Here is a 21,634-nt window from a genome sequence, read left to right as displayed (position 1 = left end):
CGCGCAGGTCGGTGAGCCAGTCGATCTGGAGGGCAAAGATTGAGGCCGGCTTCATTGTTTCAGAACGACGTGAAGTAAGGTTCGGACGGCGCTGGTTGCGTGGGAATGCGAAGGCCTCGTCCCCAGAGAAGGCGCGCGGCTCCGGCGTTCGTGAACGCCTTGTGCGGCCCCCGTTCCAGTTTGACTACGGTACCGGATTCATGACGCACACCGTCGATGACGATGCTTCTGCCGGAGGCAACGGTGTACAGACCGGGTACCACCACAGTGAAGATTGACGGCGCTGTAGTTTGTGGAAGGTCGAAACCCGCGATCCAGAATGGACCCCAGAAGTGCAAATAGCTTTTGCGCAGCATCGCAAGATCGGAAGGCAGAAGTTGCGGAACGTCTGCCTTCGAGTTTAACGCATTGGCAAACATCTGGTCGTCGTTCACCACCAGCGGGACTACGCGTTCGCGCTGGATCTGCTCAAGGCTCGGCAATTCGCCGCGCAAGTAGCGCTCGGTGCCCCATGGCGTCATGAAGCCGTTGGCTTTGGGAAACTGCCCAAGCATGGCGCAACTGTCGAAGTAGCCTACCGGCGAGCCGAAGATTTCGTTTGCTGCAGCAACCAGCAGGCGCTGCTTTTCCAGCGTGCCGGTCTCCTCGCGGCTCATGGTTATCGCTGCCCCGACCATCAGGAACAGGGCGACCAGCAACGTGCCGTAGCGCCGGGTGGCAAGCCGGATCCCGACGCATGCTGATGTCGTCACCGGTGCCAGCATGAAGACGTGATAGTACGGCGCGGTGTTATGGTAGAAACCCAGCGTCGTAAGCGGCAGCCAAAGTCCCGCCAGAGCGACACGCTCTGCGCCGGGACGGTCGCTGCGCAACAGGACAACGGGCACCGCAAGCACCAGAAGCGTCGTGGCAGGCGAAAATATTGCGCCCTTGACGTTGTGCCGCCAGTAAGGATGGGTCGTAAGGCTGAACATCTTTTCTGCCGATGCGCCGACGATGTCTTTCGCTCCGCGCCCGCTTGCTTCGCTGATGTTGCTGGCATGAAACGCATAGGCAACCACAAAGGTCAGCGCCGCTGCAGCGACCATCGCGGCCACGGCCTTGAGGTAGGCGCGATCCTTGCCGGCTACGGTCCAGCGAAGCCAGAACACGCCTGCGAAAGCAGGTGCGTAAAGAACGGACTTGATCGTGGTGAGGCCCGCCAATCCGCCGAGAACGCCGGCGAACAGCATCCATGGCAGGCTTGCCGGACGGCTCAGCAGAACCCACAGACTTGCCATCAGGAGCGCAGTTGCCTGCGGATCGAAGCGGAAAGACGTGCCGTGCTGCAGGACGTAGCCCGCCGACAGATAGGCAAGCGCGGATAGCAGGCCGGTTGTCTTGTCGCTGAACCGCATCGCGATGCTGGCAACGCAGGCCAGAGTCACCAGTTCGCAGCCGAACATGAACAGGCGGATCAAAACCACATGGTCCACTGCATTGCCGGGCAGCGCTGGCACCCACATGAATGCCCGCGTGAAAAACGTCTGCAGTGGCTGGTCCAGCTCGCCCTTCATCGCCAGGACAGTCAGGCTGTAATGCCAGAACTCGTCCCAATTGATTGCGCGATTGAACGTAAGCTGGAGTTGCAGGGCCGATACAATGAGAAGTGAGCATAGTGCGATCAGATACGATCTGTCACCGTGGTTCACGGTCGGTTTGATAGAGGTCGCCGCCTGGAATGCGGCAGTCATGCCGCTTCCTTGTCCGAGCCATTGTTCGAAGACCAACCAGTATGCGGCGAGCTGCCGTCCTTGAGCGTCGCGATGTCCTGTTCAAGTCTGCGAATATGCCCAAGCGCTGCCTCTAGGAGTTTGCGGTTGGCGCCGATGAGTTCGGCCAGGACGCCGAGGAGTCCCGTAAGAGTTCCCATGACGATAAGTGCTCCGCCGAGCACCAGCGACTGGATGTGGCCCGCACCGTCGCCCATGACCCACAGGGCCAGGAAGCGCAGGACCGGGAGCAAGCCGACTAATGCAATGGTACCACCAATCACGGCGAACGTTCGCAGGGGATTGTAGGTGGCGTATGCCCGCCCCATGGTCATCAACTGGCGCATGATGAATTGAGGGATTGACTTGAACAGCCGGCTTGGGCGCTCGGTCGCATTGGTGCGGATCGGGACACTGACTATCTTGAAGCGCTTGCGGCCTGCCTGGATCAGCATGTCGGTCGTGTAGCTGAATTCGGTGGTGATGGTGATGCGCTGCGCTGCTGCGCGGCTGATCGCACGGAAGCCGCTGACCGCATCAGTGACCTCGGTGCCCGAGAGGTTTCGCACGACGGCACTGCCAAGGCGCTGCAGGCAGCGTTTGATCGGTCCGAAATGTTCATTCCGACCCACGCCTCGATCACCGATGACCAGATCGGCCTCGTTTGCCACGATCGGTGCGACGAGCTTGGCGATGTCCTCACCAGCGTATTGCCCATCGGCATCGGTATTGACGATGATATCGGCGCCAGCGGCAAGGGCGGCGTCCAGACCGCTCTGGAATGCGGCGGCCAGACCGCGGTTGCGGCGGTGACTGACAACATGATGCGCTCCGAAGCGCCGGGCAACTTCGGCCGTGCCGTCGGTACTGCCATCATCGATGATCAGTATCTCGATCTTGTCTATGCCGGGGATTCGCCGGGGCAGGGCGACCAGCGTGTCAGGCAGACTGTCAGCCTCGTTAAGGCAGGGTATCTGGATGATCAGCTTGGTCATGGCCCCGTTTCCGTCCTTGTGGCGGCGCCCCCGGTGCCCCGCAACTCCGTATTCCTAAGCTGCCATGGTTAACTGCCGGTAAAGTGCCGCACTTCGCACTGGAGCTGTCGTGTCCATCCCGCTAGGACTTCGGTTATGATCAATAACCGGTTCAACAAGGGCAACGGGATTTCGCATCTTGCAGGATAGTCACAGATCCGGATTGCTCTTTGCCCTTGGCGGTTTTGCTCTACTTTCGCTGGGCGATGTGCTGGTAAAGAGCATGGCAGGCGCGTGGCCCGGTACCGCAATCGCAGCCTTGCGCTATGTGTTCGGAGCACTGGGGCTCGGCATTATCCTGCTCGTTCGCGAGGGGCCCCGGGGTTTTGCCTTCCCGAAACTGCGCTGGCAGGTTCTGCGTGGCTTGAGCGTGGCTATGTCGGCCGTAAGCTTCTTCAGCGCTGTCCACCTGATGCCCATCGGTGAGGCAACGGCCATTTCCTTTACCAGCCCGATGATTACGGCCCTTCTTTCCGCGATCCTGTTGGGCGAGCCGATGCGCAAGGAAACCTGGATCGCCACCGTGGTGGCGTTTTCAGGGGTGCTGGTGATCCTGCGGCCCAATCTTTCATTGCTGGGTCCGGTTGCACTGCTACCGGTAGTCGCGGCAAGCGGCATGGCCCTGCTCATGGTTGCCAACCGCAAGGTTGCCGGTACGGGCAGCCTGCTGTCGATGCAGTTCAATGTGGCGCTGATCGGCGCTGGTTTCCTGTGCCTGGGCACGTGGGCGGGCCACGAAAGCGGCATCCACTTCTTCCAGGTTCCTGCGCTGCCAATGCCTGTCCTCATCAAGTGTGCGGTCATCGCGATCTCGGCGAGCTGCGCTCACGCCCTAATCTACGTTGCGACTACGCGGGCCGGACCGGCGTCGATTGCACCGATGACTTATGTCCAGCTTCTGCTTGCCGGCACGTTCGGGTGGGTCCTCTTCGGTGAGCGGCCGGATCTCGTGGCAGCTTTCGGAGCGTTGGTCATCGTTGGCGCGGGACTTTACCTGTGGCGCGCTGGCAAGCCGCCTTCAGAACCGGCCATGACCGATTGATGGACGCGCTTGCCAAGCCCTGCTGGCTTTGCGGGCGGCGCTTGGGGAAGCGCGTGGAGTTCCATCATCCCGTACCCAAGAGCAGGGGCGGGCGGCAGACCGAAGCGGTCCACCCGATCTGTCACCGGACGCTTCACGCAACGTTTTCGAACGGGGAACTAGGGCGCTTCGGCGCAGACCGGGAGGCTCTCATAGCCAATCCCGACATTGCCCGGTTTCTGGTGTGGATTGCGGACAAAGACCCCGATTTTCACGCACGCACTGCGGCGAGAAAGCGCTAGAGCACGTCGAGCAGGGGCTTGAGGTCGCTCAACAGCGCTGACGGGCGGTCCTTCTCGAGAAGCTGGGCATCGGTTCCCATTATGCCCGTCGCAAGCCCGATCGAATGTGCGCCGACGGCATTTGCCATCCGCATTTCCAGTGCCGGATCGTCGCCAATTACGACAACACTTTTCGCTGCGCTTTGCGGCAGGCCCATGATCGTCAGTGCCGTCTCGAACGCTATCTTCGAAGGCTTGCCGAGGATACGGGGGCGTTTGCGCGTCATTGCCGTGAGCATGGCATTGATCGGAAAGCTGGCGCCGATTGCCCGGCCATTTTCCGTGGCGAAGAAGGGCACATTGCTGGCCGTGAACAGCCGTGCACCGCTCCACAATGAATGGCAGGCAGCCTCAAGAGCGGCAAAGTCAAACTCTCGGAACCAGCCGGTGTAAACTGCCTCGACACCTTCGGCCTCTTCGGACGGACCGACCACATGGAGGCCTGCATCCGAAAGCGGTGCGGCACAACCGGCATTGCCGAGAACCCGCACTTTGCTCACCCCGTTCTTCGAAAGCCATACGGCCGCCGACGATGATGGTGTCAACATCTGGTCATCGTCCACCGGAAAGCCTGCGTTTCGCAGCGAGTTTGCGTAGGCGGCCGGCGGCTTGGCTGTGCCGTTGGTAAAGACGACGAACGGCTTCCCGCTATCCTTCAGCGCGCCCAGCACCTCGATTGCGTGCGGCAGCGCGCGGTGCCCTCCGCTCTTGGAGTCCCCCAGCGCAATCGTGCCGTCCATGTCGAAAATGAAGCCGGCTGCATCGCGCAGGCGAGCCTTGAAATCCGAGGTCAATGTCAAAGCGCAGCTCCCGCATGAAGGGCTAAACGGAAAGAGCCGCGCTCGATCACGATGTCGCGTGCATCGGGCTTGGCGGCAAGCTTGCGTAGCAGCGAGAGGATCGGGGCGACCGTTGGCGAATAAGTGGCACGCGATGGTCCCGCGGCAAGCATCGCATCGACCTGCTCGGCTGGCATTACCGCGCGCAAAAGGAATTCCTCGTCTGGCATGTCGTAGCCAAACTGGCGGCGAAGATCCCCCAGAGCAGGGAAGTTTGGCTCCTTCTCCAGCTCGCGCGAGCGTGGCCGGTCCATGATCGTGGCGAGCACCTCGCGGTCGACCGGTGAAGTGGGCTTGCCGAACTTGCCCATGCAGTAGCGAATAACCTGATCCGAAACTTGAGCGTAACGCCGCTCACCAATCACGTTGAACAGGGCTTGCGTCATGACCATCTGCGGAAAAGGCGTGACCATGATCGGAAAGCCAAGGTCGGCTCGGACCTGACCGGTTTCCTCGATCACGGCATTCATCCGGTCCGAGAGGCCAAGCTCCTCGAGCTGACGTGCGATGGTGGTCATCACTCCGCCTGCGATCTGGTGACGGAGGAAGCTGGCGTCGAAGTTCTGCGGTGTGCCCGGTGGCAGGCCCTCGGCCAGCGCGACGCTTTGCCAGTAGGCCGTCAGGCGCTTGAGCGCGGCCTTGTCGACACCGACAGAGAAGCCTGCTTCTTCGAGGTTGGCGACCGTACGGTTTGCTTCGGGTAGCGACGAGCCATCACCGCCTGGACCGACGCCAACGTGAATGGCCGAAATGCCGAGCTTGGCGGCTTCGAGACTCGCCAACATGCCTTGGCCCACCGTGGTGTGCGCGTGGATCTCGAGCGGGCGATTGCCGATCACGGCCTTCACTGCCGGGACAAGCGTGCGCGCACGGTCCATAGATAGCAGGCCTGCCGGGTCCTTGATGTAGAACAGGTCGATGTTCGGGCTCTGCCCCACCGCGCGGGCAAAATCGGCGTAGAACTGGTCTGTGTGTATTTCGGAAAGCGTGAAGGTGAGGGCTGCCATGACCTCGGCGTTGCCCTCTTCCTTCACCAGCTTTGCCGCCTCGATCACCGCGGGCACTTCGTGCATCGGGTCAAGCAGGACAAAGCGCCCGACCCCGTTGGCCTGCAAGGCGCGGTATACAAGGCGCATGAACTCGGGATCCGCCTGCTGCCAGGCAATGAACCGCAGGCCGGTGGTGATGAACTGAAGCGGCGTTGTCGGCATGGCAGCCGACATGCGGCGGAGACGCTCCCAGGGATTGTTCTGGAAGTAGCGCACCGCCACGGCCATGTGGCTCGATGAGGTGAAGTCAATCGCCCTGAATCCGCACGCTTCAGTCAGCGCAGCAGCTTGCAGCATGTGTGCGGTGTTGAGGCCGGTCGCGCCCCACAGGCTCTGGTTGCCGTCGCGCATGGTGACGTCGACGAGACGGATCTCGGTCATTGGGCAAGTCCCGCGAGGAAGCCGGTATCGACGCCGCCAGCGATAAAGCGCGGATCGGCGACGATACGGCGGTGGAGTGAAGCGGTGGTTGGCAGTCCTTCGATGTGAAGCGAGCGCAGCGCGTCGGAGAGCCGTGTCACGGCCTGTTCGCGCGTATCGCCGTGCACAATCAGCTTGCCCATCAGCGAATCGTAGAACGGTGGCACCTCGCCCCCGATGCCGATGTGAGTGTCGACACGAATACCCTCGCCGGCCGGCCACGCGGCGCGGACTGCACGTCCGGGCGACGGGCGGAAATCGGCGTCCGGGTCCTCGGCATTGATGCGTACTTCGATAGCATGGCCGTGCGGACGCACCATCGCCTGCGTGAGGGACAGCGGCTTGCCCATGGCGACCAGCAATTGCTGCTCGACAAGATCGACGCCGGTAATTGCCTCGGTCACCGGGTGTTCGACCTGGATGCGTGCGTTCAGTTCAAGGAAGTAGAACGAGAAGTCCTCGGCATCGACAAGGAACTCGGCCGTTCCCGCGCCGCGATAGCCGATGTGTCGGGCGAGCCGTACGGCCGCCTGTTCGATACCTTCACGGGCCTCTGGGGGCATGGCCGGGGCAGGTGCTTCCTCTACCAGCTTCTGGAAGCGGCGCTGGATCGAGCAATCGCGCGTACCAAGGTGGATGGCCTGCGTGCCATCGCCAAGAAGCTGCACTTCGACGTGGCGCCCCCGCGCGACGAACCGCTCGACATAGACTGCTGCATTGCCGAAAGCGGCCTGCGCCTCGGCTTGAGCCATGTCGAGAGCGCTGTCGAGATCTTCGGCGCGATCCACGCGGCGCATGCCCTTGCCGCCGCCGCCTGCCACGGCCTTGAGCAGCAGCGGATAGCCCGTCTGCGCTGCGCGAGCGTGCACGTCGGCGCGCGTTGCCGCCTCGCCGCCCGGAAGTACGGGGAGCCCAGCTTCAACGGCAAGCGCACGGGCTGCAAGTTTGTCGCCCATGCCTTCGAGTGTCTTGATGTCCGGTCCGACAAAGCGGACGCCTGCGGCCTGCACTGCGCGCGCAAACGCGGCGTTTTCGGACAGAAAACCGTAGCCCGGATGCACCGCGTCGCAGCCTGACTTCACCATCGCGTCAACCACGCCATCGATGGCCAGGTAGCTTTGCGATGATGGCCCGGGGCCAACGATCTGGACATGGTCTGCAAGCTGCGCCGGAAGCGATGCAGCGTCGGCTTCGGAAGCTCCGAGGACGGTTTCGATCCCCATTGCGCGCGCGGTGCGGATCACGCGGAGTGCAATCTCCCCGCGGTTGGCGATGAACAGCTTGTGGATCATCTCAGGTCAGCCGGACCAGAGCTTCGCCCTTGGCGACCAAGGTTCCGTTCGCGACGACGATCGCGGCAATCGTGCCGCTGCGGCCGGCGTGCACCGGGTTCATCAGTTTCATCGTTTCGACGATGCCGATCACTGTTTCGGGGCCGACTTCGTCGCCCGGCTGCACGAACGGCGGCGCTCCGGGCTGTGGGGCATGGTAGAAGGTGCCGGGCAGGGGCGAGCAGATTGCGTTCGGATCGACGACTGCCGCGCTTGCTTCGGTCGAGACTTCGGGTCCCGATCCGGCCCATTGCCATTCCTGGGTCACGCCGCCCTGTGCATCGACGCCTTTGGCCACGCGCAGCCGGAAGCGCCGCGTCGAAAGGTCGAGTTCGCGGTAGCCTGACTTCTCCAGGATCTCGGCGATCTCGGCGATGTCTTCGTGGGTCAGGGGAATGTCGTCGGTCATCATCGGATCAGTTCTTTGCGGCCAGCAATTCACGGGCAGCGGCGATCACCGCACTCGAAAATGCTTCGTCGTTGAAGTGGGAATCGATCGCGGTGACAGGCACATGATCGGGCATCACCTGCGCGAGGTACTCGGCGAACGGGCCTGGCACGCCGAGGTCCTGCAGATGTCCGGCTGCGCTATCGTGGCTGGAAAAGCCCCTGAGCGGGGTGAAAACCCGAACCGGCCCCTTGGCTTCGCGCACGTTTGCGGCAAGGTGGTCGGCCAGCTTCTTGAGATCATCCACCTTGGTTCGCACCGCTGTCAGCTGCGGGTTGTGCTGATGGTAGCGGCGGCCGGGGAACTGCACTTCTGCTGCATCGATCGGTCCGCCGATGATGAAGTCGGCATTACCAGGTGCCAGGATCGTCGGTATGCCCTTGCGCAGCGCTGCGCGACCGCGATCGGGGCCGGAGTCTGCCAGCCCGCCGAAGAGATGGTCGAGGATCTCGGTCTGCGAAAGATCCAGCACCAGCGCCACGTCCTTGTCGGTGGCCAGACCATCAAGGGTGGGCCCGCCCGCGCCGGAGGAGTGGAATACCATTACCTCGCAGCCATCGCTTTCCAGAGCCTGGCGGATGCGCTTCACGCTGACTTCGGTGGTGCCGAGAGTGGTAATCAAGACCAGCGGCTTTTCCGGGCCCTTGTCGCGATCAAAGCCTTTGGCCATCCCTGCAACGGCGTTAGCGGCGTTGCGGAAGACATCGCGGCTGATGGTGTTGATGCCCGATATGTCGGTCACCGCGTTCATCATCGCGATGTCCTTCACGCCCATGTATGGCTTTGTAAATCCCGAGGCCATGGTCGAGACGATCAGCTTGGGCAGGCCATAGGGAAAGCTCTGCATCAGTGCCCCGGCAAGCGCCGAGCCCATCGAGCCGCCGACGGCAAGAATGCCCGAGACGGGCGACTTGGCGTCCCATGCGTGGGCTGCTGCGATTGCACCGCCAATCATCGCATCCTGGCACTTGCCTTCGTGGCCAAGTGCCCGGACCTCCTCGATCGTCATGCCGGCGGCCTCCGCAACCATCTCGGGCGAGATTTCCGCACCGCCGACAGTGCGGCGGACGCTGGGATCGAGGTGGACCACGTCAACTCCAGCCGCTTCCAAAGCGGCTCGGGTGAAGCGGGCTTCCTCTTCCTTGGTATCCTGCGTGCAGATGAACAGGACGCTTGGCTTCGTCATCGTCAGGTTTTCCTCTCCGTCCCCTATTGCTGCGACAGCGCGGTTGACTTTGCACGGGGGTTTCGTGATTTTGCGTTGCATAAGGTGAAACGCAGAATTTGCCGGAGCAGGATGGATGCTGGAACGCAGGGTCAAGACCGTGCGCGCGCTCGAGCGTGGACTGGACGTGTTGATTGAGGTGCAGACGCGCAAGGCGGCAAGCCTGCACGAACTCCATCAGGCGACGGGGTTGCCCAAAGCGACCTTGCTGCGAATGCTTGTCACCCTCGGGCAAAAAGGGCTGGTTTGGCAGCGTCTGGCAGATGGTGCCTACCTTCCGCATGTCGATCGGATCGAACGCGCGTCTTTCACCTCAGCTGCGCATATTGCCGAAGTCGCTTCTCCACACCTGAAGGCGCTTTCGACAAGGGTGGCCTGGCCGTCCGTGCTGGCCGCCCCGCGGCTTGATCACATGGAGATCCTCGAGACCAACAGCCCGCTTTTCCGGCTGGATTCTGCTATTCTCGGTCCAGTGGGCGTCAAGCTATCCTACATCCATACCGCGACTGGGAGAGCATACTTGGCGGCATGCGGAGATGCCGAGCGCGACTCGATCATCGACCGCCTTCGCCCCGCCAATCCACCTGACGGCAGCGAGGCTGAGCTTCGGCAGATGCTGCAGCAGGTAAAGCAGCGGGGGTATGCAACCCGCGATCCGCTGCTGCCCTGGCCAGATCGGTCGAAGCAACTCGTCTTGCGAGACGGGCGACGGTCGATGGCTGTACCGATCATGGTGGGTGGATCGCCAATAGCAACCATCAACGTGACCTGGCCGGGCAGGCGGGGAGCGGACGAAGCAGTTGTCCAGAGACATCTGGAAGCTTTGAAGGCAACTGCGCGAGCAATCGCGGCGGCGCTCGAAGCCAACCCAAACTAGGTTTCACTCCGTGAAATCGGTTTGTCCAACTGATTAATTTGTGACGCTGGATCGGTGATGATCGTCTCACAGGGAGAAAATGCCGATGCGCCAGTGGGTGATAGCCGCAGGCTCTACGTCGCTGAATGATCTGCGGCTGGACGAGACCGACATTCCGCAGCCCGGTCCGGGCGAAGTGCTGGTGCGCGTTCGTGCGTGCTCGCTGAACTACCGCGACCAGATCATTCCGCTCGGCTTCTACATGGGCGGTGTCGTACAGCAGGATACCGTACCGCTTTCCGACGGCGCCGGCGAGATTGCCGCGGTGGGCGAGGGCGTTGCCTCGCTCAAGGTGGGTGACCGCGTGGCCGGTATATTCTTCCAGGACTGGATGGACGGCCCGCCCAACCCCGGCATGGGCGCAGCCCTTGGCGCACCGCCTGCGCCGGGCATGCTGCAGGATTATGTTGTCCTGCCCGAGCATGGCGTTGTCCCGCTGGCTGAAACCTTGGACTTCACGCAGGCGGCCTGTCTGCCCTGCGCCGGTGTCACAGCGTGGAACGCCCTCATGGAGGGACCGCGCCCGGTAAAGGCGGGGGACACCGTCCTGGTTCTTGGCACCGGGGGCGTCTCTCTCCTGGCGCTGCAGATTGCCAAGGCGGCAGGTGCCACCGTCATCGCCACTTCGTCCTCGGACGAGAAGCTCGAGCGGGTGAAAGCGCTGGGTGTCGATCATGTGATCAATTACCGCACCACGCCCGAGTGGGGTGCCGAAGCAGCACGGCTCGCTGGTGGCGGCGTTGACAAGGTCGTCGAGGTGGGAGGCGCAGGTACGCTCAAGCAATCCATCGCCGCGGTCGGCTTCGCGGGCGAAATCGCCCTGATCGGCGTGCTGACGCGCGAGGGCGACACCAACCCGCACGGCCTGATGTTCAAGGGGGCCTCGATCCGCGGCATTTTCGTCGGTTCCAAAGGCATGGCCGAGCGCCTGAATGCCTTCATTGACCAGCATGGGATCGAGCCCGTGGTCGACAAGGTATTCCCCATCGAGAAGGCCCGCGACGCTTACGCTTACCAGTCATCGGCAGGCTTGTTCGGCAAGGTCGCAATCACGCTTTAGCAGCATTTGGTACGCTTCCGTCCGCCAGAGGCGGGGCGTGCGGAGAGGACAGAAATGGCAAGGATGCTCGGCTTCGGCCAGCCGTTCGGCGGCGTCATGCAGACCGCGTTCGTGGTCGAGGATGTCCGCGCGTCGATCGCGCACTTCCAGAAGGATTGCGCCGCCGGGCCGTTCTTCCTGCTCGACCATTTTCTCGGTCCCGACCAGTTTTATCGGGGCGCGCCATCGAACGCAGATGTCACGATCGCGATGGGCTTCATCGGTCACATGCAGGTCGAACTGATACAGCCTCTCGACGGCAACCCGTCCGTTTACCGCGAAACCATCGAGAAGAGCGGCTACGGCTTCCACCACTTCGGCATCGCCTGCGAGGACGTAGAGGCTGAACTGCCCGGCTATCTCGCACGGGGCTACAAGCTTGCGTTCAAGGCTGCTGTGCCGACAGGCGGCAGCGTCGCCTATCTGGAAGGGGGGAATGCTGCGGCACCGGGCTTTCTTGAACTGATCCCGGCCACGCCCGGGATGGACGCGCATTTCACGGCAATGTGGCAGGCTTCGCAAGGGTGGGATGGCGCCGACCCGGTCCGTCCATTCATCTGAACCATAACAATGATAGCAGGGACGGGAGACCGGGATGAAGGGCACACAGGCAAGAGGCAGCGGCTATCAGGTGTGGGTTACCGCGCTCCTCAGCCTCAATTTCGGCATCCTGTTTTTTGACCGGAACGCGCTCAACTTCCTGATGCCGTTCGTCCAGCCGGACCTGCAATTGAGCAACACGCAAGTCGGCATGTTCAGCTCGGCCCTGTCGCTCACTTGGGCGCTGTCGGGCCTGTTGGTCGGGCGCATCTCGGACAAGCTGGGGTCGCGCAAGCCCGTGGTTGTAGTGGCGACGGTGGCATTCTGCTTGTGCTCCTTCATCTCTGGCGCCGCCTCTTCGTTTCTGATGCTGCTTGGCGCGCGCCTCTTGATGGGGGCTGCCGAGGGTGGTGTCATGCCGGTCAGCCATTCTATCATTGTTGCCGAGGTCGCCCCTGAGCGCCGCGGCCTTGCCATGGGGGTTGCGCAGAACCTGGGTTCCAATCTGCTCGGTTCGGGACTTGCGCCCTTGCTGTTGGTGCCCGTCGCTGTTGCCGTTGGTTGGAGAACCGGCTTCTACCTGGCTGCGCTCCCCGGACTCGTGACGGCGGCCCTGATCTGGTTCACGCTGCGCGAGCCGCCGGTGGAGGCGCATGACGACACCGCACCCAAAGTCACGCTGCGTGAGGCATTTGGCCATCGCAACGTGATCCTTTGTGCCCTGATCTCGATCCTGCTGGTTTCCTATCTGGTTGTGTGCTGGGCCTTCATGCCGCTGTTCCTGACCAAGGCGCGCGGGTTTGATCCGGACACAATGAGCTGGCTGATGGCAACGCTCGGGATTTCCGCGGGTCTGGGCAGCTTCGCTGTACCGGCGATCTCCGACGTCATTGGCCGCCGCCCGGTGATGATCTTTTTCTCTTTCCTTGGTGTGATCCTGCCCTTGGGTGGCCTTTATTACGAAGGGTCTGCGTGGGTCCTCGCAGCGATCTTCTTCTTCGGCTGGGGCCTCAACGGGCTTTTCCCGATGTTCATGGCCACGATCCCGTCGGAATCGGTTGACCCGCGGTTGACCGCAACGCTCACAGGCGTCGTCATGGGGACAGGCGAGGTGCTCGGCGGGGTTCTGTCCCCGTTCCTCGCCGGAACCTTGGCTGACGCTTACGGTCTTGCTGCCCCGCTGTGGCTGATGCTCGGCTGCACCGTGCTGGCGGGCTTCCTGACACTTGGACTTATCGAATCCGCACCGCGCGTCGTTGCGCGGCGCTCCGGCAACGCGATCCCCTCGATCGCCTGACACGACGGAGAAGAACCATGGGTGCGCTTCTCAAATTTCACACTGCTGACGTGGCTCCCCCCGATCGGGCGCGATATTGGAACGAGATTGCCGATCGGGCCTTTACGGGCACATTCGTCAACGTGCCGGGAGAAGACTTCGCGGGGAAGATGCTGTCCTGGCGCGTCGGCGAGCTCGACATGATCCGCACGGATTCATCCCACTCGGCAGTAGGGCGCAATCCTCTGCCACAGAATGACGAGCGCCTGATCCTCCACCTTCAATGCCGCGGCAACAGCGAGCATATGCAGGGGCGCAGCGAATGCACACTCCAGCCGGGTGACTTCGTTCTGGCCAGTCCGCACCAGCCTTATGCGATCCGCCTCACAGGCCACGAACTGCTTGTGGTCGAGTTTCCGCGAGCGCCTCTGGCCGAGCGTTTTCCGGGCATCGATGATGCGCTGATGCAACGCATGTGCGGCGCGACGCCTGGCGGGCGCGTGTTCCACGATTTCCTGCTTTCGTTGTGGCAGCAGGGCGAGCGCGCCTCAGAGGATCCGGAATGGGAAATCGGTGTCAACGCCGTATTCTATGATCTCGCCGCAATGGCCGTACGCGGGGCGCAGCGTCCTTCAACCGACGCAGGCGAGGCCGACATGCGCCGCCGCGTGCTGGCAATGGTTGCAGCCAACCTTGAGGACCCGGCCCTGCGCACTACGTCCATAGCCGATGCCTGCAGCATATCGGTTCGTACGGTGCAGAACATCTTCGCGGCGATGGGTACTACGCCCACGGCCTACATCCTTGATCAGCGCCTGCGCCGCGCGGCTGACAGGCTGGTGGCCAGACCCGATTCCAGCATAACCGAGATCGCATTCGAGCTGGGCTTCAATGACAGTGCCTACTTCACGCGCTGCTTCCGGCAGCAGTTCGGCGCTGCCCCGCGCGACTGGCGAATGGGCAGAAAGTCACCAGCATGACGTAAGGGAATGCCGCGCAGCAGGACTTTTGCGCGGCAGTCCTGATCAGCTTGCGCGTGAGTGCAAGCGACAAGTTCCGCCAGTGCCTATCAAGCTGGCGAAATTCCGGGGCAGGGGCCCCTTTCGGACATAAACAGGGAGAGGAAAACCATGAGAATAGCATCGGTTTCCATTGCAGCCATGGCGACGGTCCTTGCGGCGCCAGCGTTTGCACAGGATCAGGCTCAGGCCGAAGACAGCGGCGGCGGCATCGCCCAGATTGTCGTGACTGCACAGAAGCGCGCGGAGAACGTCCAGGACGTGCCGATCGCGATTTCCGCATTCAGCGCAGATGCTCTGCAGGAACGTGCCGTCGGCAGCGTTGCGGGTCTTTCGAACATTTCGCCCAACGTCACGCTGGACGCCGGTACGCCGTTCTCGGGTTCGTCGGCGGTTCTCTCGGCCTATATCCGTGGCATCGGCGCGAACGACTTCGCGTTCAACATCGATCCTGGCGTGGGTGTCTATCTCGACGGCGTCTATCTTGCCCGTTCGGTCGGTGCGAACCAGGATCTTCCCGACGTGGAGCGCATCGAAGTGCTCAAGGGCCCGCAGGGCACGCTGTTCGGTCGTAACACCATTGGTGGCGCAATCTCGATCGTCACGCACGATCCGGGCGACGAGTTCCGTTTCAAGGGCGATGTGACGACGGGCCGTTTCGGCCTCGTACAGACCCGTGGCACAGCGGACCTGCCGCTGACTGACGGTCTTGCAGCGTCGGTCAGCTTTGCAACCAAGAACCGCGACGGTTACGTCAAGCGCGTTGCGTTCCCCGGCGCGAACAACTTCGCCTCTACGCCGATCACCAACTACAAGGCCGCTGGCTACAACAATATTGGCTACGGCAGCGAAGGCGGCGACAACAGCTGGAACCTGCGCGGCAAGCTGCGCTACGACAACAAGTCGAACCTGCGGATCACCGTGTCGGGTGACTACAGCAACATCGACCAGTCCCAGCTCGCCAATACGCTGATCAAGACAACCCCAGCCGTGTTCGCAGGCACCTACAACTGCGCCATTCAGGGCGTTGTCGTTGGCGATTGCGGTGGTGGTCCGCCCTCGTTTGCGTACATTGGTGGCATCGGCGGCCTGAACAGCATTTTTGACAATCCGACCGTCTTCGGCGTCAACGCCGATGCCAATCCGGCCAACAATCGCCTGCCTTACGACGACCGTTTCGTGTCCAAGGACATCGACGTGTCGTATGCGAACGGCAACAACTACTCGAAGCTGAAGACCTACGGCGGTTCGGGCACCATCGAGTTCGATCTTTCGGACACGATGATGGTCAAGTCGATCACGGCCTATCGTGAACTGCACTGGAACGCCGGAATGGACCTCGACGGTTCGCCGCTGAACTTCCTGCACACCAGCTTCACCATGAACCAGTGGCAGTTCAGCCAGGAACTGCAGCTCAATGGTTCGGCGATGGACAAGAAGCTGAATTACGTTCTGGGCGCATACTTCTTCAAGGAAGCGGGCGACCTTCACGACTACGTGACGTTCGCCGAAGGTCTGCTGCAGGTTGACGGTCCGAACGATCTTTCGACCAAGAATTATGCCTTCTTCGGCCAGATCGATTACCGTCCCACCGAACAGTTCGGCATCACCATCGGCGGTCGCTACACCAAGGAAAACAAGACCTTCGAGGGCTTCCAATCGGATGCCAACGGCCTGACCTACAAGATCCTGAATCAGATCGGCGTGCCGCAGTGCGCCTCGATCAATCCGATCTCCGATGCATGCCGTATCGCTGCGGGTTTCCCCAATCAGGGTCAGCCACTGCGCTACTACGTCGCCGGAACGCAGCGTAAGTCGTTCAGCGATTTCTCGCCCAAGATCGGCCTTCAGTATCACCCGACCGAAGACGCCATGCTCTACGCCAGCTGGTCGAAGGGCTACAAGACCGGTGGCTGGACGACACGCCTCTCCAACCCGCTGCCAACCGCGCCTGATTTCAACGAGGAGAAGGCAACGACTTGGGAAGTGGGCGTGAAGTCGATGCTTCTGGATCGTCGCCTGCAGATCAACGCAGCTGCGTTCCTCACCGACTACAAGGGCATCCAGCTGAACTTCCAGCAGGGCGTTTCGCCGACCATTCAGAACGCCGGCGATGCGCGCATCAAGGGCTTTGAAGTCGAGGTCGTCGCAGCTCCGACGGATGGCTTCCTGATCAATGCCTCGGTCGGTTACACGGACTCGTACTATACTGCGGTTCTTGCAGGAGCGCAGGTTGCTGCAAATCCGTTCCAGGCTGGCGTGTTCCCGGGTGCCGATCTGCCCAAGACGCCGAAGTGGAAGTTCAACGTCAGCCCGCGCTACGAACTTTCGATGGGCGGGGATTCCAAGCTTGTCGTGCTGGCTGACTGGACACACACCACGTCGCTTTGGAATGATACCGAGCGCGCCTACCTGCTCCAGCGTGGGCCGACTGACATCATCAACGGCAACATCACCTACAAGTCGGGCAACCACTGGGACCTGACTGTGGGCATGACCAACATCACCGACGAGCGCTATCTGGTCACCGGCCAGGCCCAGATTGCCGGTGGTCAGTTCTACGGCACCTACAGCCGCCCGCGTGAGTGGTTCGCGCGTCTCGGCGTGGAGTTCTGATAAACTGAACAAGTGCGCGGGCGGGGTCGTATCCCCTTCGGCTTCGCCCGCGTCCATCAATACGGAGAGAGACAATGCCTGAAGCGGCGCACACAGAGTTCTGGAAGGACATCAAGCCGGTCGACAAGGTCTTCCGTGAAGGCGGTCTGCCCGAAGTCTACATGCCCAAGATCGCCGAGGGCGACGAGCGCTACTGGGTGCCAATCTCCGAAACGGTATTTTCCAAGCCCGTCTGGATCAGCCCGGCAAAGAACATGTGGGCGGACGTCCTGATGAGCAAGCAGGCGGGTCTGGTGAACCGCCACTATCATCCGCATCCGATCTGGGCCTACACGATCAGCGGCAAGTGGGCCTACCTCGAGCACAGCTGGACCGCCACTGCCGGTGACTTCGTTTACGAAACCCCGGGCGAGAGCCATACGCTGGTCTGCTACGAGCATGAGGACCCGATGAAGGTCTTCTTCGTCGTCTCCGGCCCGCTCATGTGGCTCGATGAAGAGGGCAACACTGTCGGCCACTACGACGTGTTCGACTACATGAAGGCAGCGCGCGAACACTATGACGCCGTCGGAATCGGCGCCGACTATGTCGACACGCTGATCCGTTGAGAGGACCTGCACAATGAGCACCGCCACCGTGATGACCGCGCCGCCCTCGGACAAGGCCGAGATCGTCGATGTTCCTTTCGCGCACAAGGACCTGGTCAAACGCCTCAGCCCCGGCGGTCGCTACATCGACGCGCAGACCGACGTCGACAGCCCGTGGGTGCCGTTCGGTGAAAACGCCGCGATCAAGCACCTCGCGTTTGATGTGCGCCAGAACCTGTTCTCGAACATCCTGTGGGTGAAGGGGCCGGGCGTCATCGGCACGCACTTCCATCGCGGCACCATCACCATGGTCTGCCTCGAAGGCAGCGTCCGCTATCTCGAGTACGATTGGGTTGCCACACCGGGCGGTCTGATCCTTGAGACGCCCGGCGAGAGCCATACGCTCGTCACCGACCACCCGGAAGGTTGCAAGCTGTTCGGCTGGATGCAGGGCCCCATCGAATTCTACGACGAGAATGCCGTTCTGGTCGACACCACCGACGTCTGGTGGTTCATCAACCACTACGAAACGTACTGCCGCGAGAACGGCATCGCCATCAACCCCAAGCTCTATCTCTGAGGCTGCCATGGGTACCATGACCGCACCCCCATCGGGTGCCTACAAGATCGTCAATGTTCCGGAACTCTACGGTGACCTGATTCGCGCCAAGGGTGTTGAAGGCACCTACGTCGGCTCGTCGGAGGTCGAGAGCCCGTGGGTTCCCTTCGGTGACAACGCGGCCATCCGTCACCTTGCATTCGACGTCCGCGAGAACGTCTACGTCAACGTGCTGTGGATCAAGGGACCGGGCGTCATCGGCACGCACAAGCACCGCGGCAAGGTCTGGGCGATCGGCCTCGAAGGATCGTTCCGCTATCTCGAATATGACTGGGTTTGCCGCCCCGGCGACTTCATTACCGAGACGCCGGGCACCGCGCACACCCTCGTCACTGACGACCCGAACGGCATGAAGGCGCTGTTCCACATGCAGGGTGCGAACGAGTTCTTCGACGAGCACGGCAATCACGTCGAAACTCTCGATGTCTGGTGGTTCATGAACCACTACGAAAGCTACTGCCGCGAGCACAACATCGCGATCAACCCCGCCCTCTATCTCTGACGCTGCGATCGTGGGCGAGGAGAGGGCACCGGTTCCACGGCTCGGGCAGGAGCCACGGGGGACATACCTGCGCAACACCTGGTACGTGGCAGGCTGGGCGAGCGATCTAGGTACACAGCCGCAGCAGCGCACGTTCCTTGAAGAGCCGGTAGCCCTGTTCCGCGACGCAGCAGGCGTGGCGCAGGCCATCACCGGCCGCTGCCCCCATCGCTTCGCGCCGCTCGGTCATGGTACGGTGGTGGATGGCGCGCTGATGTGCCCGTATCACGGCCTGCGCTTCAGCGGCGCCGGTGTGTGCGTCCACAATCCGCACCCGGGCGGCCAGCTGCCCGATGCGAACCTTCAGGTCTACCCCCTTGTCGAACGCCATGCCCTGCTGTGGATCTGGATGGGCGACGCGGCCAAGGCCGACGCCTCAACGATCCCGGACTTCTCCTGGCTCTCGGACCCGAAGTGGGAAGCCGTCCGCGGCGTAACCGTCGCCGAAGGGCATTACGAGCTCTACAGCGACAACATCCTCGATCTCAGCCACGCCAATTTCGTCCATCCCGCGCTGGTAGCCAGTGCTTTCACGGAGGGGGAGCGGAAATTCTGGCAGGATGGCAGCAGCGTCTTCGCTGAATACATCCGCCTGAACGATCACCTCTCGGTTGGCATTTCCGCGGTCATGGGCACCGAGGGGCGCCGACAGGACTTCTACGGCCTCGTGCAATGGCACGCGCCCGCCGTGCTCTACTTCGACTTCCGCGCCGGCGATCCCGGTACCCCTTTTGAGGAGTGCACGCTGCTGCCCTCGCTGCACGCCTTCACGCCAGAAACGCCCGACACCACTCACTATTTCTGGGCAACGGCCCGCGACTACAAGCTGGGCGATGCCGAGTTCACGGCGGCCATGCGCGGCGCGCTCGAATTCGCGTTCGAGCAGGAGGACATGCCGATCATCCGTGACAGCCACCGCCTGATGCGCGGGGCAGACTTCTGGGATCTGCGCCCGGTCATTCTCGGTGGAGACGGCGGCGGCGTGCGGGCCCGCCGGATGCTGCAGCGCCTGATCGACCGCGAGCGCGAGGCCAGCGCCGCTGCCTGAACGAAACCAAGAACAAGAGGATGCAAATGGGAACGCTCGACAAGTTCGACATCAAGGGGCGCTCGGCGCTTGTAACCGGCGGCGCATCGGGGATCGGCCTCGCCTATGCCGAGGCCATGGCGGAGGCGGGCGCTGCAGTGACGCTGACCGACATCGATGCCGATGGCGCTGCCCGGGAAGCGGCAAGGTTGCGGAGCGAGGGGTATGAAGTCCGCTCCGATCAACTGGACGTTTCCAACTGGGAGAACGTCGTCGCCGCCTTCGACGCGCACGATAGCGCTTATGGTGGGCTCGACATCTGTTTCGCCAACGCCGGCATCGACACCGGCGCCGGCTTCTGGAACCCGGCAGGCCACCGCAACGATGATGGCCAGGTCGATACTTACGATCACAACCGCTGGGACCGTTCGATCCAGGTCAACCTCAACGGCGTGTTCTATACCGTGAGCAACGCCGTGCGGATCATGAAGAAGGGGGGGCGTGCCAGCGGTCGTAGCGGGGGCTCGATCATCACCACCGCGTCCAACGCCGGGCTCGTCACCGAACCGATTGTCGGCTTGCCCTACATGCCAGCCAAGGCTGGCGTTCTTCACATGGTGCGCGCGCTCGGCCTCGAACTCGCCGAGTTCAAGATCCGCATCAATGCCATTGCTCCGGGCCCGTTCGTCACCAACATCGGCGGCGGTTGGCTCAAGAAAGACCCGGTCGCTCGGGCCGCATGGGACGCCATCGTCCCGCTCGGTTCGGTTGCAGAGACAGACCAACTCAAGCCGCTTGCGCTGCTGCTCGCCTCGGATGCTTCGGACTACATGACCGGCAGCCACGTGGTGATCGACGGTGGCATGATGCTCGGCAAGTACAAGTAAGGACCCCGTTATGCGCGCCGCCGTGATGCAGGGGCTGCACAAGCCCTTGGCCGTCGAGACCATCGCCGACCCGACGCCGGGGGAGGGCGATGTCGTGGTAAAGGTCGGCCGCTGCGGCATCTGCGGTTCGGATCTGCACATGACCGAGGACCCGGCCTATGGGCAGGGTGCCGGTTCGGTGCTCGGCCATGAATTCGCTGGCGAGGTCGTCGCTCTCGGCAAGGGCGTCGAAGGTCTGCGCAACGGCGATCTGGTCTCGGTAATACCGCTGCAAAGCTGCGGCCACTGCCATGCCTGCCAGACTGGCGAAGTCCAGTGGTGCGAGCGCTTTGGCTTGCAGGGCGGGGGGTACGCCGAATACGCCCTGACCCGTCCGAACCAGTGCGTGCGCCTGCCATCCAGCGCCAGCCTCGCCGATGGCGCGATCGTCGAACCGCTGGCCGTTGCACTCCACGGCGTCGTGCTCAGCCGAATGAAGATCGGTGACAAGGTGCTGGTCTTGGGGGCGGGGCCCATTGGTCTTGCTGTGGCCTTCTGGGCGCGGAGGTTCGGGGCGGGGCGCGTAGTCGTGCAGGACCTTGCCGACTGGCAGCGCGATCGTGCGCTGCTGATGGGGGCCCATGATTTCGTGGTAGAGCCCGCCGATCCCGTTGGCAGCGCCGACCGCGCGCTCGGCGGCAAGGCCGATGTCGTGTTCGAATGTGTCGGGGTTCCGGGTCTTATCGCCCAGGCTGTGGATCAGGTGCGCAACGATGGCACGATCACACTGCTAGGCCTCTGCACCCGTCCTGACAGCATCAACAGCTTCGCCATGCTGTCAAAGCAGGTGAAGCTGGTGACCTCTGCCTTCTTCACCCGGCAGGAGTACGAGGTTGCGCTTGACGCGCTTGACCGTGGCGCCGTCGAACCACGTCTGCTGGTGACCGACACCATTACGCTCGATGCAACGCCCGACGTGTTCGAGAGCCTGCGCAAGCGCACACATCAGTGCAAGGTGCTGATAGATCCCGGGCAATGATGTGTGAGACTTGCCGAGGCTGAGCCTTTT

Annotated in this window: 21 protein-coding genes; 14 read left to right on the top strand and 7 right to left on the bottom strand. The window is 62.4% G+C overall.

Annotated elements, in window-relative coordinates; all coding sequences use genetic code 11:
* Positions 1–59: 59 nt before the first annotated feature.
* Positions 60–1,733 (bottom strand): ArnT family glycosyltransferase, encoded by a 1,674-nt coding sequence (locus AC1Q5P_RS01550; RefSeq protein ID WP_492517947.1) that lies wholly within the window; start codon positions 1,731–1,733, stop codon positions 60–62.
* Positions 1,730–2,746 (bottom strand): glycosyltransferase family 2 protein, encoded by a 1,017-nt coding sequence (locus tag AC1Q5P_RS01545; RefSeq protein ID WP_492477970.1) that lies wholly within the window; start codon positions 2,744–2,746, stop codon positions 1,730–1,732. Before AC1Q5P_RS01545 ends, AC1Q5P_RS01550 begins: the two co-directional genes overlap by 4 nt.
* 202 nt (positions 2,747–2,948) lie before the next feature.
* Between AC1Q5P_RS01545 and AC1Q5P_RS01540 the strand changes: the two genes are divergently transcribed.
* Both AC1Q5P_RS01540 and AC1Q5P_RS01535 read left to right on the top strand, forming a co-directional pair.
* Complete coding sequence (locus tag AC1Q5P_RS01540) at positions 2,949–3,827, top strand: DMT family transporter (RefSeq protein WP_492477971.1); 879 nt, start codon at positions 2,949–2,951, stop codon at positions 3,825–3,827.
* Positions 3,827–4,108 (top strand): HNH endonuclease family protein, encoded by a 282-nt coding sequence (locus AC1Q5P_RS01535; RefSeq protein WP_492517946.1) that lies wholly within the window; start codon positions 3,827–3,829, stop codon positions 4,106–4,108. Before AC1Q5P_RS01540 ends, AC1Q5P_RS01535 begins: the two co-directional genes overlap by 1 nt.
* Here the strand turns inward: AC1Q5P_RS01535 and AC1Q5P_RS01530 are convergent.
* From AC1Q5P_RS01530 to AC1Q5P_RS01510, 5 genes are read right to left on the bottom strand one after another with little or no spacing between them, the layout of a single operon-like run.
* The gene (locus AC1Q5P_RS01530; protein WP_492517945.1) at positions 4,105–4,947 is read right to left on the bottom strand and encodes an HAD-IIA family hydrolase; all 843 of its coding nucleotides are present in this window, start codon (positions 4,945–4,947) and stop codon (positions 4,105–4,107) included. The genes AC1Q5P_RS01535 and AC1Q5P_RS01530 overlap by 4 nt on opposite strands.
* Positions 4,944–6,416, bottom strand: coding sequence for a hydroxymethylglutaryl-CoA lyase-like TIM-barrel protein (locus tag AC1Q5P_RS01525; protein WP_492517944.1), 1,473 nt, complete (start codon positions 6,414–6,416; stop codon positions 4,944–4,946). The genes AC1Q5P_RS01530 and AC1Q5P_RS01525 overlap by 4 nt, the downstream gene beginning before the upstream one ends.
* A complete protein-coding gene (locus AC1Q5P_RS01520) occupies positions 6,413–7,747 on the bottom strand; it encodes an acetyl-CoA carboxylase biotin carboxylase subunit (RefSeq protein ID WP_492517943.1) in 1,335 nt (444 codons plus the stop codon). The genes AC1Q5P_RS01525 and AC1Q5P_RS01520 overlap by 4 nt, the downstream gene beginning before the upstream one ends.
* A 1-nt stretch (position 7,748) precedes the next feature.
* Positions 7,749–8,195, bottom strand: a complete 447-nt coding sequence (locus tag AC1Q5P_RS01515) for an acetyl-CoA carboxylase biotin carboxyl carrier protein subunit (RefSeq protein ID WP_039332404.1) — start codon at positions 8,193–8,195, stop codon at positions 7,749–7,751.
* A gap of 7 nt (positions 8,196–8,202) precedes the next feature.
* Positions 8,203–9,420, bottom strand: coding sequence for a Tm-1-like ATP-binding domain-containing protein (locus tag AC1Q5P_RS01510; RefSeq protein ID WP_492517942.1), 1,218 nt, complete (start codon positions 9,418–9,420; stop codon positions 8,203–8,205).
* Between the two features lie 139 nt (positions 9,421–9,559).
* On the opposite strand from AC1Q5P_RS01510, the gene AC1Q5P_RS01505 reads away from it, so the two are divergent.
* The 12 genes from AC1Q5P_RS01505 to AC1Q5P_RS01450 all read left to right on the top strand — a co-directional run bounded on the left by AC1Q5P_RS01505 (position 9,560) and on the right by AC1Q5P_RS01450 (position 21,604).
* Entirely contained in the window at positions 9,560–10,336 is a 777-nt protein-coding gene (locus AC1Q5P_RS01505; RefSeq protein WP_230487620.1) for an IclR family transcriptional regulator domain-containing protein, read from the top strand.
* Positions 10,337–10,415: 79 nt separating this feature from the next.
* The gene (locus AC1Q5P_RS01500) at positions 10,416–11,435 is read left to right on the top strand and encodes a zinc-dependent alcohol dehydrogenase family protein (protein WP_244885323.1); all 1,020 of its coding nucleotides are present in this window, start codon (positions 10,416–10,418) and stop codon (positions 11,433–11,435) included.
* 54 nt (positions 11,436–11,489) lie between these two features.
* The gene (locus tag AC1Q5P_RS01495; RefSeq protein ID WP_062346772.1) at positions 11,490–12,035 is read left to right on the top strand and encodes a VOC family protein; all 546 of its coding nucleotides are present in this window, start codon (positions 11,490–11,492) and stop codon (positions 12,033–12,035) included.
* Positions 12,036–12,069: 34 nt separating this feature from the next.
* A complete protein-coding gene (locus tag AC1Q5P_RS01490; RefSeq protein WP_039332126.1) occupies positions 12,070–13,311 on the top strand; it encodes an MFS transporter in 1,242 nt (413 codons plus the stop codon).
* A gap of 17 nt (positions 13,312–13,328) precedes the next feature.
* A complete protein-coding gene (locus AC1Q5P_RS01485) occupies positions 13,329–14,270 on the top strand; it encodes a helix-turn-helix domain-containing protein (protein ID WP_492517941.1) in 942 nt (313 codons plus the stop codon).
* A 150-nt stretch (positions 14,271–14,420) separates the two neighbouring features.
* The gene (locus tag AC1Q5P_RS01480; RefSeq protein ID WP_492477982.1) at positions 14,421–16,925 is read left to right on the top strand and encodes a TonB-dependent receptor; all 2,505 of its coding nucleotides are present in this window, start codon (positions 14,421–14,423) and stop codon (positions 16,923–16,925) included.
* Between the two features lie 74 nt (positions 16,926–16,999).
* The gene (locus AC1Q5P_RS01475; RefSeq protein WP_039332130.1) at positions 17,000–17,533 is read left to right on the top strand and encodes a 2,4'-dihydroxyacetophenone dioxygenase family protein; all 534 of its coding nucleotides are present in this window, start codon (positions 17,000–17,002) and stop codon (positions 17,531–17,533) included.
* A 13-nt stretch (positions 17,534–17,546) separates the two neighbouring features.
* Complete coding sequence (locus tag AC1Q5P_RS01470) at positions 17,547–18,092, top strand: 2,4'-dihydroxyacetophenone dioxygenase family protein (RefSeq protein ID WP_039332131.1); 546 nt, start codon at positions 17,547–17,549, stop codon at positions 18,090–18,092.
* A 7-nt stretch (positions 18,093–18,099) separates the two neighbouring features.
* The gene (locus AC1Q5P_RS01465) at positions 18,100–18,633 is read left to right on the top strand and encodes a 2,4'-dihydroxyacetophenone dioxygenase family protein (protein ID WP_039332133.1); all 534 of its coding nucleotides are present in this window, start codon (positions 18,100–18,102) and stop codon (positions 18,631–18,633) included.
* A gap of 10 nt (positions 18,634–18,643) precedes the next feature.
* Complete coding sequence (locus AC1Q5P_RS01460) at positions 18,644–19,720, top strand: Rieske 2Fe-2S domain-containing protein (protein ID WP_492517940.1); 1,077 nt, start codon at positions 18,644–18,646, stop codon at positions 19,718–19,720.
* A gap of 26 nt (positions 19,721–19,746) precedes the next feature.
* On the top strand, positions 19,747–20,586 hold the full coding sequence (locus AC1Q5P_RS01455; protein WP_039332135.1) for an SDR family NAD(P)-dependent oxidoreductase: 840 nt from the start codon (positions 19,747–19,749) through the stop codon (positions 20,584–20,586).
* 10 nt (positions 20,587–20,596) lie between these two features.
* Positions 20,597–21,604 carry a zinc-binding dehydrogenase gene (locus tag AC1Q5P_RS01450; protein WP_062346786.1) on the top strand — a complete coding sequence of 336 codons (1,008 nt, stop codon included), beginning with the start codon at positions 20,597–20,599 and terminating at the stop codon, positions 21,602–21,604.
* Positions 21,605–21,634 lie beyond the last annotated feature (30 nt).

The sequence above is a fragment of the Novosphingobium sp. GW835-FHT14H07 genome (assembly GCF_058793515.1).
Note: the sequence above shows the minus strand (reverse complement) of the source record. Positions and strands in the feature narration are given on the sequence as shown.

Bases quoted from the DNA above. Each gene is read 5' to 3' on its own strand.
- AC1Q5P_RS01525 (WP_492517944.1), bottom strand. From the start codon at position 6,416: ATGACCGAGATCCGTCTCGTCGACGTCACCATGCGCGACGGCAACCAG.
- AC1Q5P_RS01470 (WP_039332131.1), top strand. From the start codon at position 17,547: ATGAGCACCGCCACCGTGATGACCGCGCCGCCCTCGGACAAGGCCGAG.
- AC1Q5P_RS01480 (WP_492477982.1), top strand. From the start codon at position 14,421: ATGAGAATAGCATCGGTTTCCATTGCAGCCATGGCGACGGTCCTTGCG.
- AC1Q5P_RS01550 (WP_492517947.1), bottom strand. From the start codon at position 1,733: ATGACTGCCGCATTCCAGGCGGCGACCTCTATCAAACCGACCGTGAAC.
- AC1Q5P_RS01455 (WP_039332135.1), top strand. From the start codon at position 19,747: ATGGGAACGCTCGACAAGTTCGACATCAAGGGGCGCTCGGCGCTTGTA.
- AC1Q5P_RS01485 (WP_492517941.1), top strand. From the start codon at position 13,329: ATGGGTGCGCTTCTCAAATTTCACACTGCTGACGTGGCTCCCCCCGAT.
- AC1Q5P_RS01515 (WP_039332404.1), bottom strand. From the start codon at position 8,195: ATGACCGACGACATTCCCCTGACCCACGAAGACATCGCCGAGATCGCC.
- AC1Q5P_RS01545 (WP_492477970.1), bottom strand. From the start codon at position 2,746: ATGACCAAGCTGATCATCCAGATACCCTGCCTTAACGAGGCTGACAGT.
- AC1Q5P_RS01490 (WP_039332126.1), top strand. From the start codon at position 12,070: ATGAAGGGCACACAGGCAAGAGGCAGCGGCTATCAGGTGTGGGTTACC.
- AC1Q5P_RS01500 (WP_244885323.1), top strand. From the start codon at position 10,416: ATGCCGATGCGCCAGTGGGTGATAGCCGCAGGCTCTACGTCGCTGAAT.
- AC1Q5P_RS01510 (WP_492517942.1), bottom strand. From the start codon at position 9,420: ATGACGAAGCCAAGCGTCCTGTTCATCTGCACGCAGGATACCAAGGAA.
- AC1Q5P_RS01465 (WP_039332133.1), top strand. From the start codon at position 18,100: ATGGGTACCATGACCGCACCCCCATCGGGTGCCTACAAGATCGTCAAT.
- AC1Q5P_RS01475 (WP_039332130.1), top strand. From the start codon at position 17,000: ATGCCTGAAGCGGCGCACACAGAGTTCTGGAAGGACATCAAGCCGGTC.
- AC1Q5P_RS01520 (WP_492517943.1), bottom strand. From the start codon at position 7,747: ATGATCCACAAGCTGTTCATCGCCAACCGCGGGGAGATTGCACTCCGC.
- AC1Q5P_RS01495 (WP_062346772.1), top strand. From the start codon at position 11,490: ATGGCAAGGATGCTCGGCTTCGGCCAGCCGTTCGGCGGCGTCATGCAG.
- AC1Q5P_RS01535 (WP_492517946.1), top strand. From the start codon at position 3,827: ATGGACGCGCTTGCCAAGCCCTGCTGGCTTTGCGGGCGGCGCTTGGGG.
- AC1Q5P_RS01450 (WP_062346786.1), top strand. From the start codon at position 20,597: ATGCGCGCCGCCGTGATGCAGGGGCTGCACAAGCCCTTGGCCGTCGAG.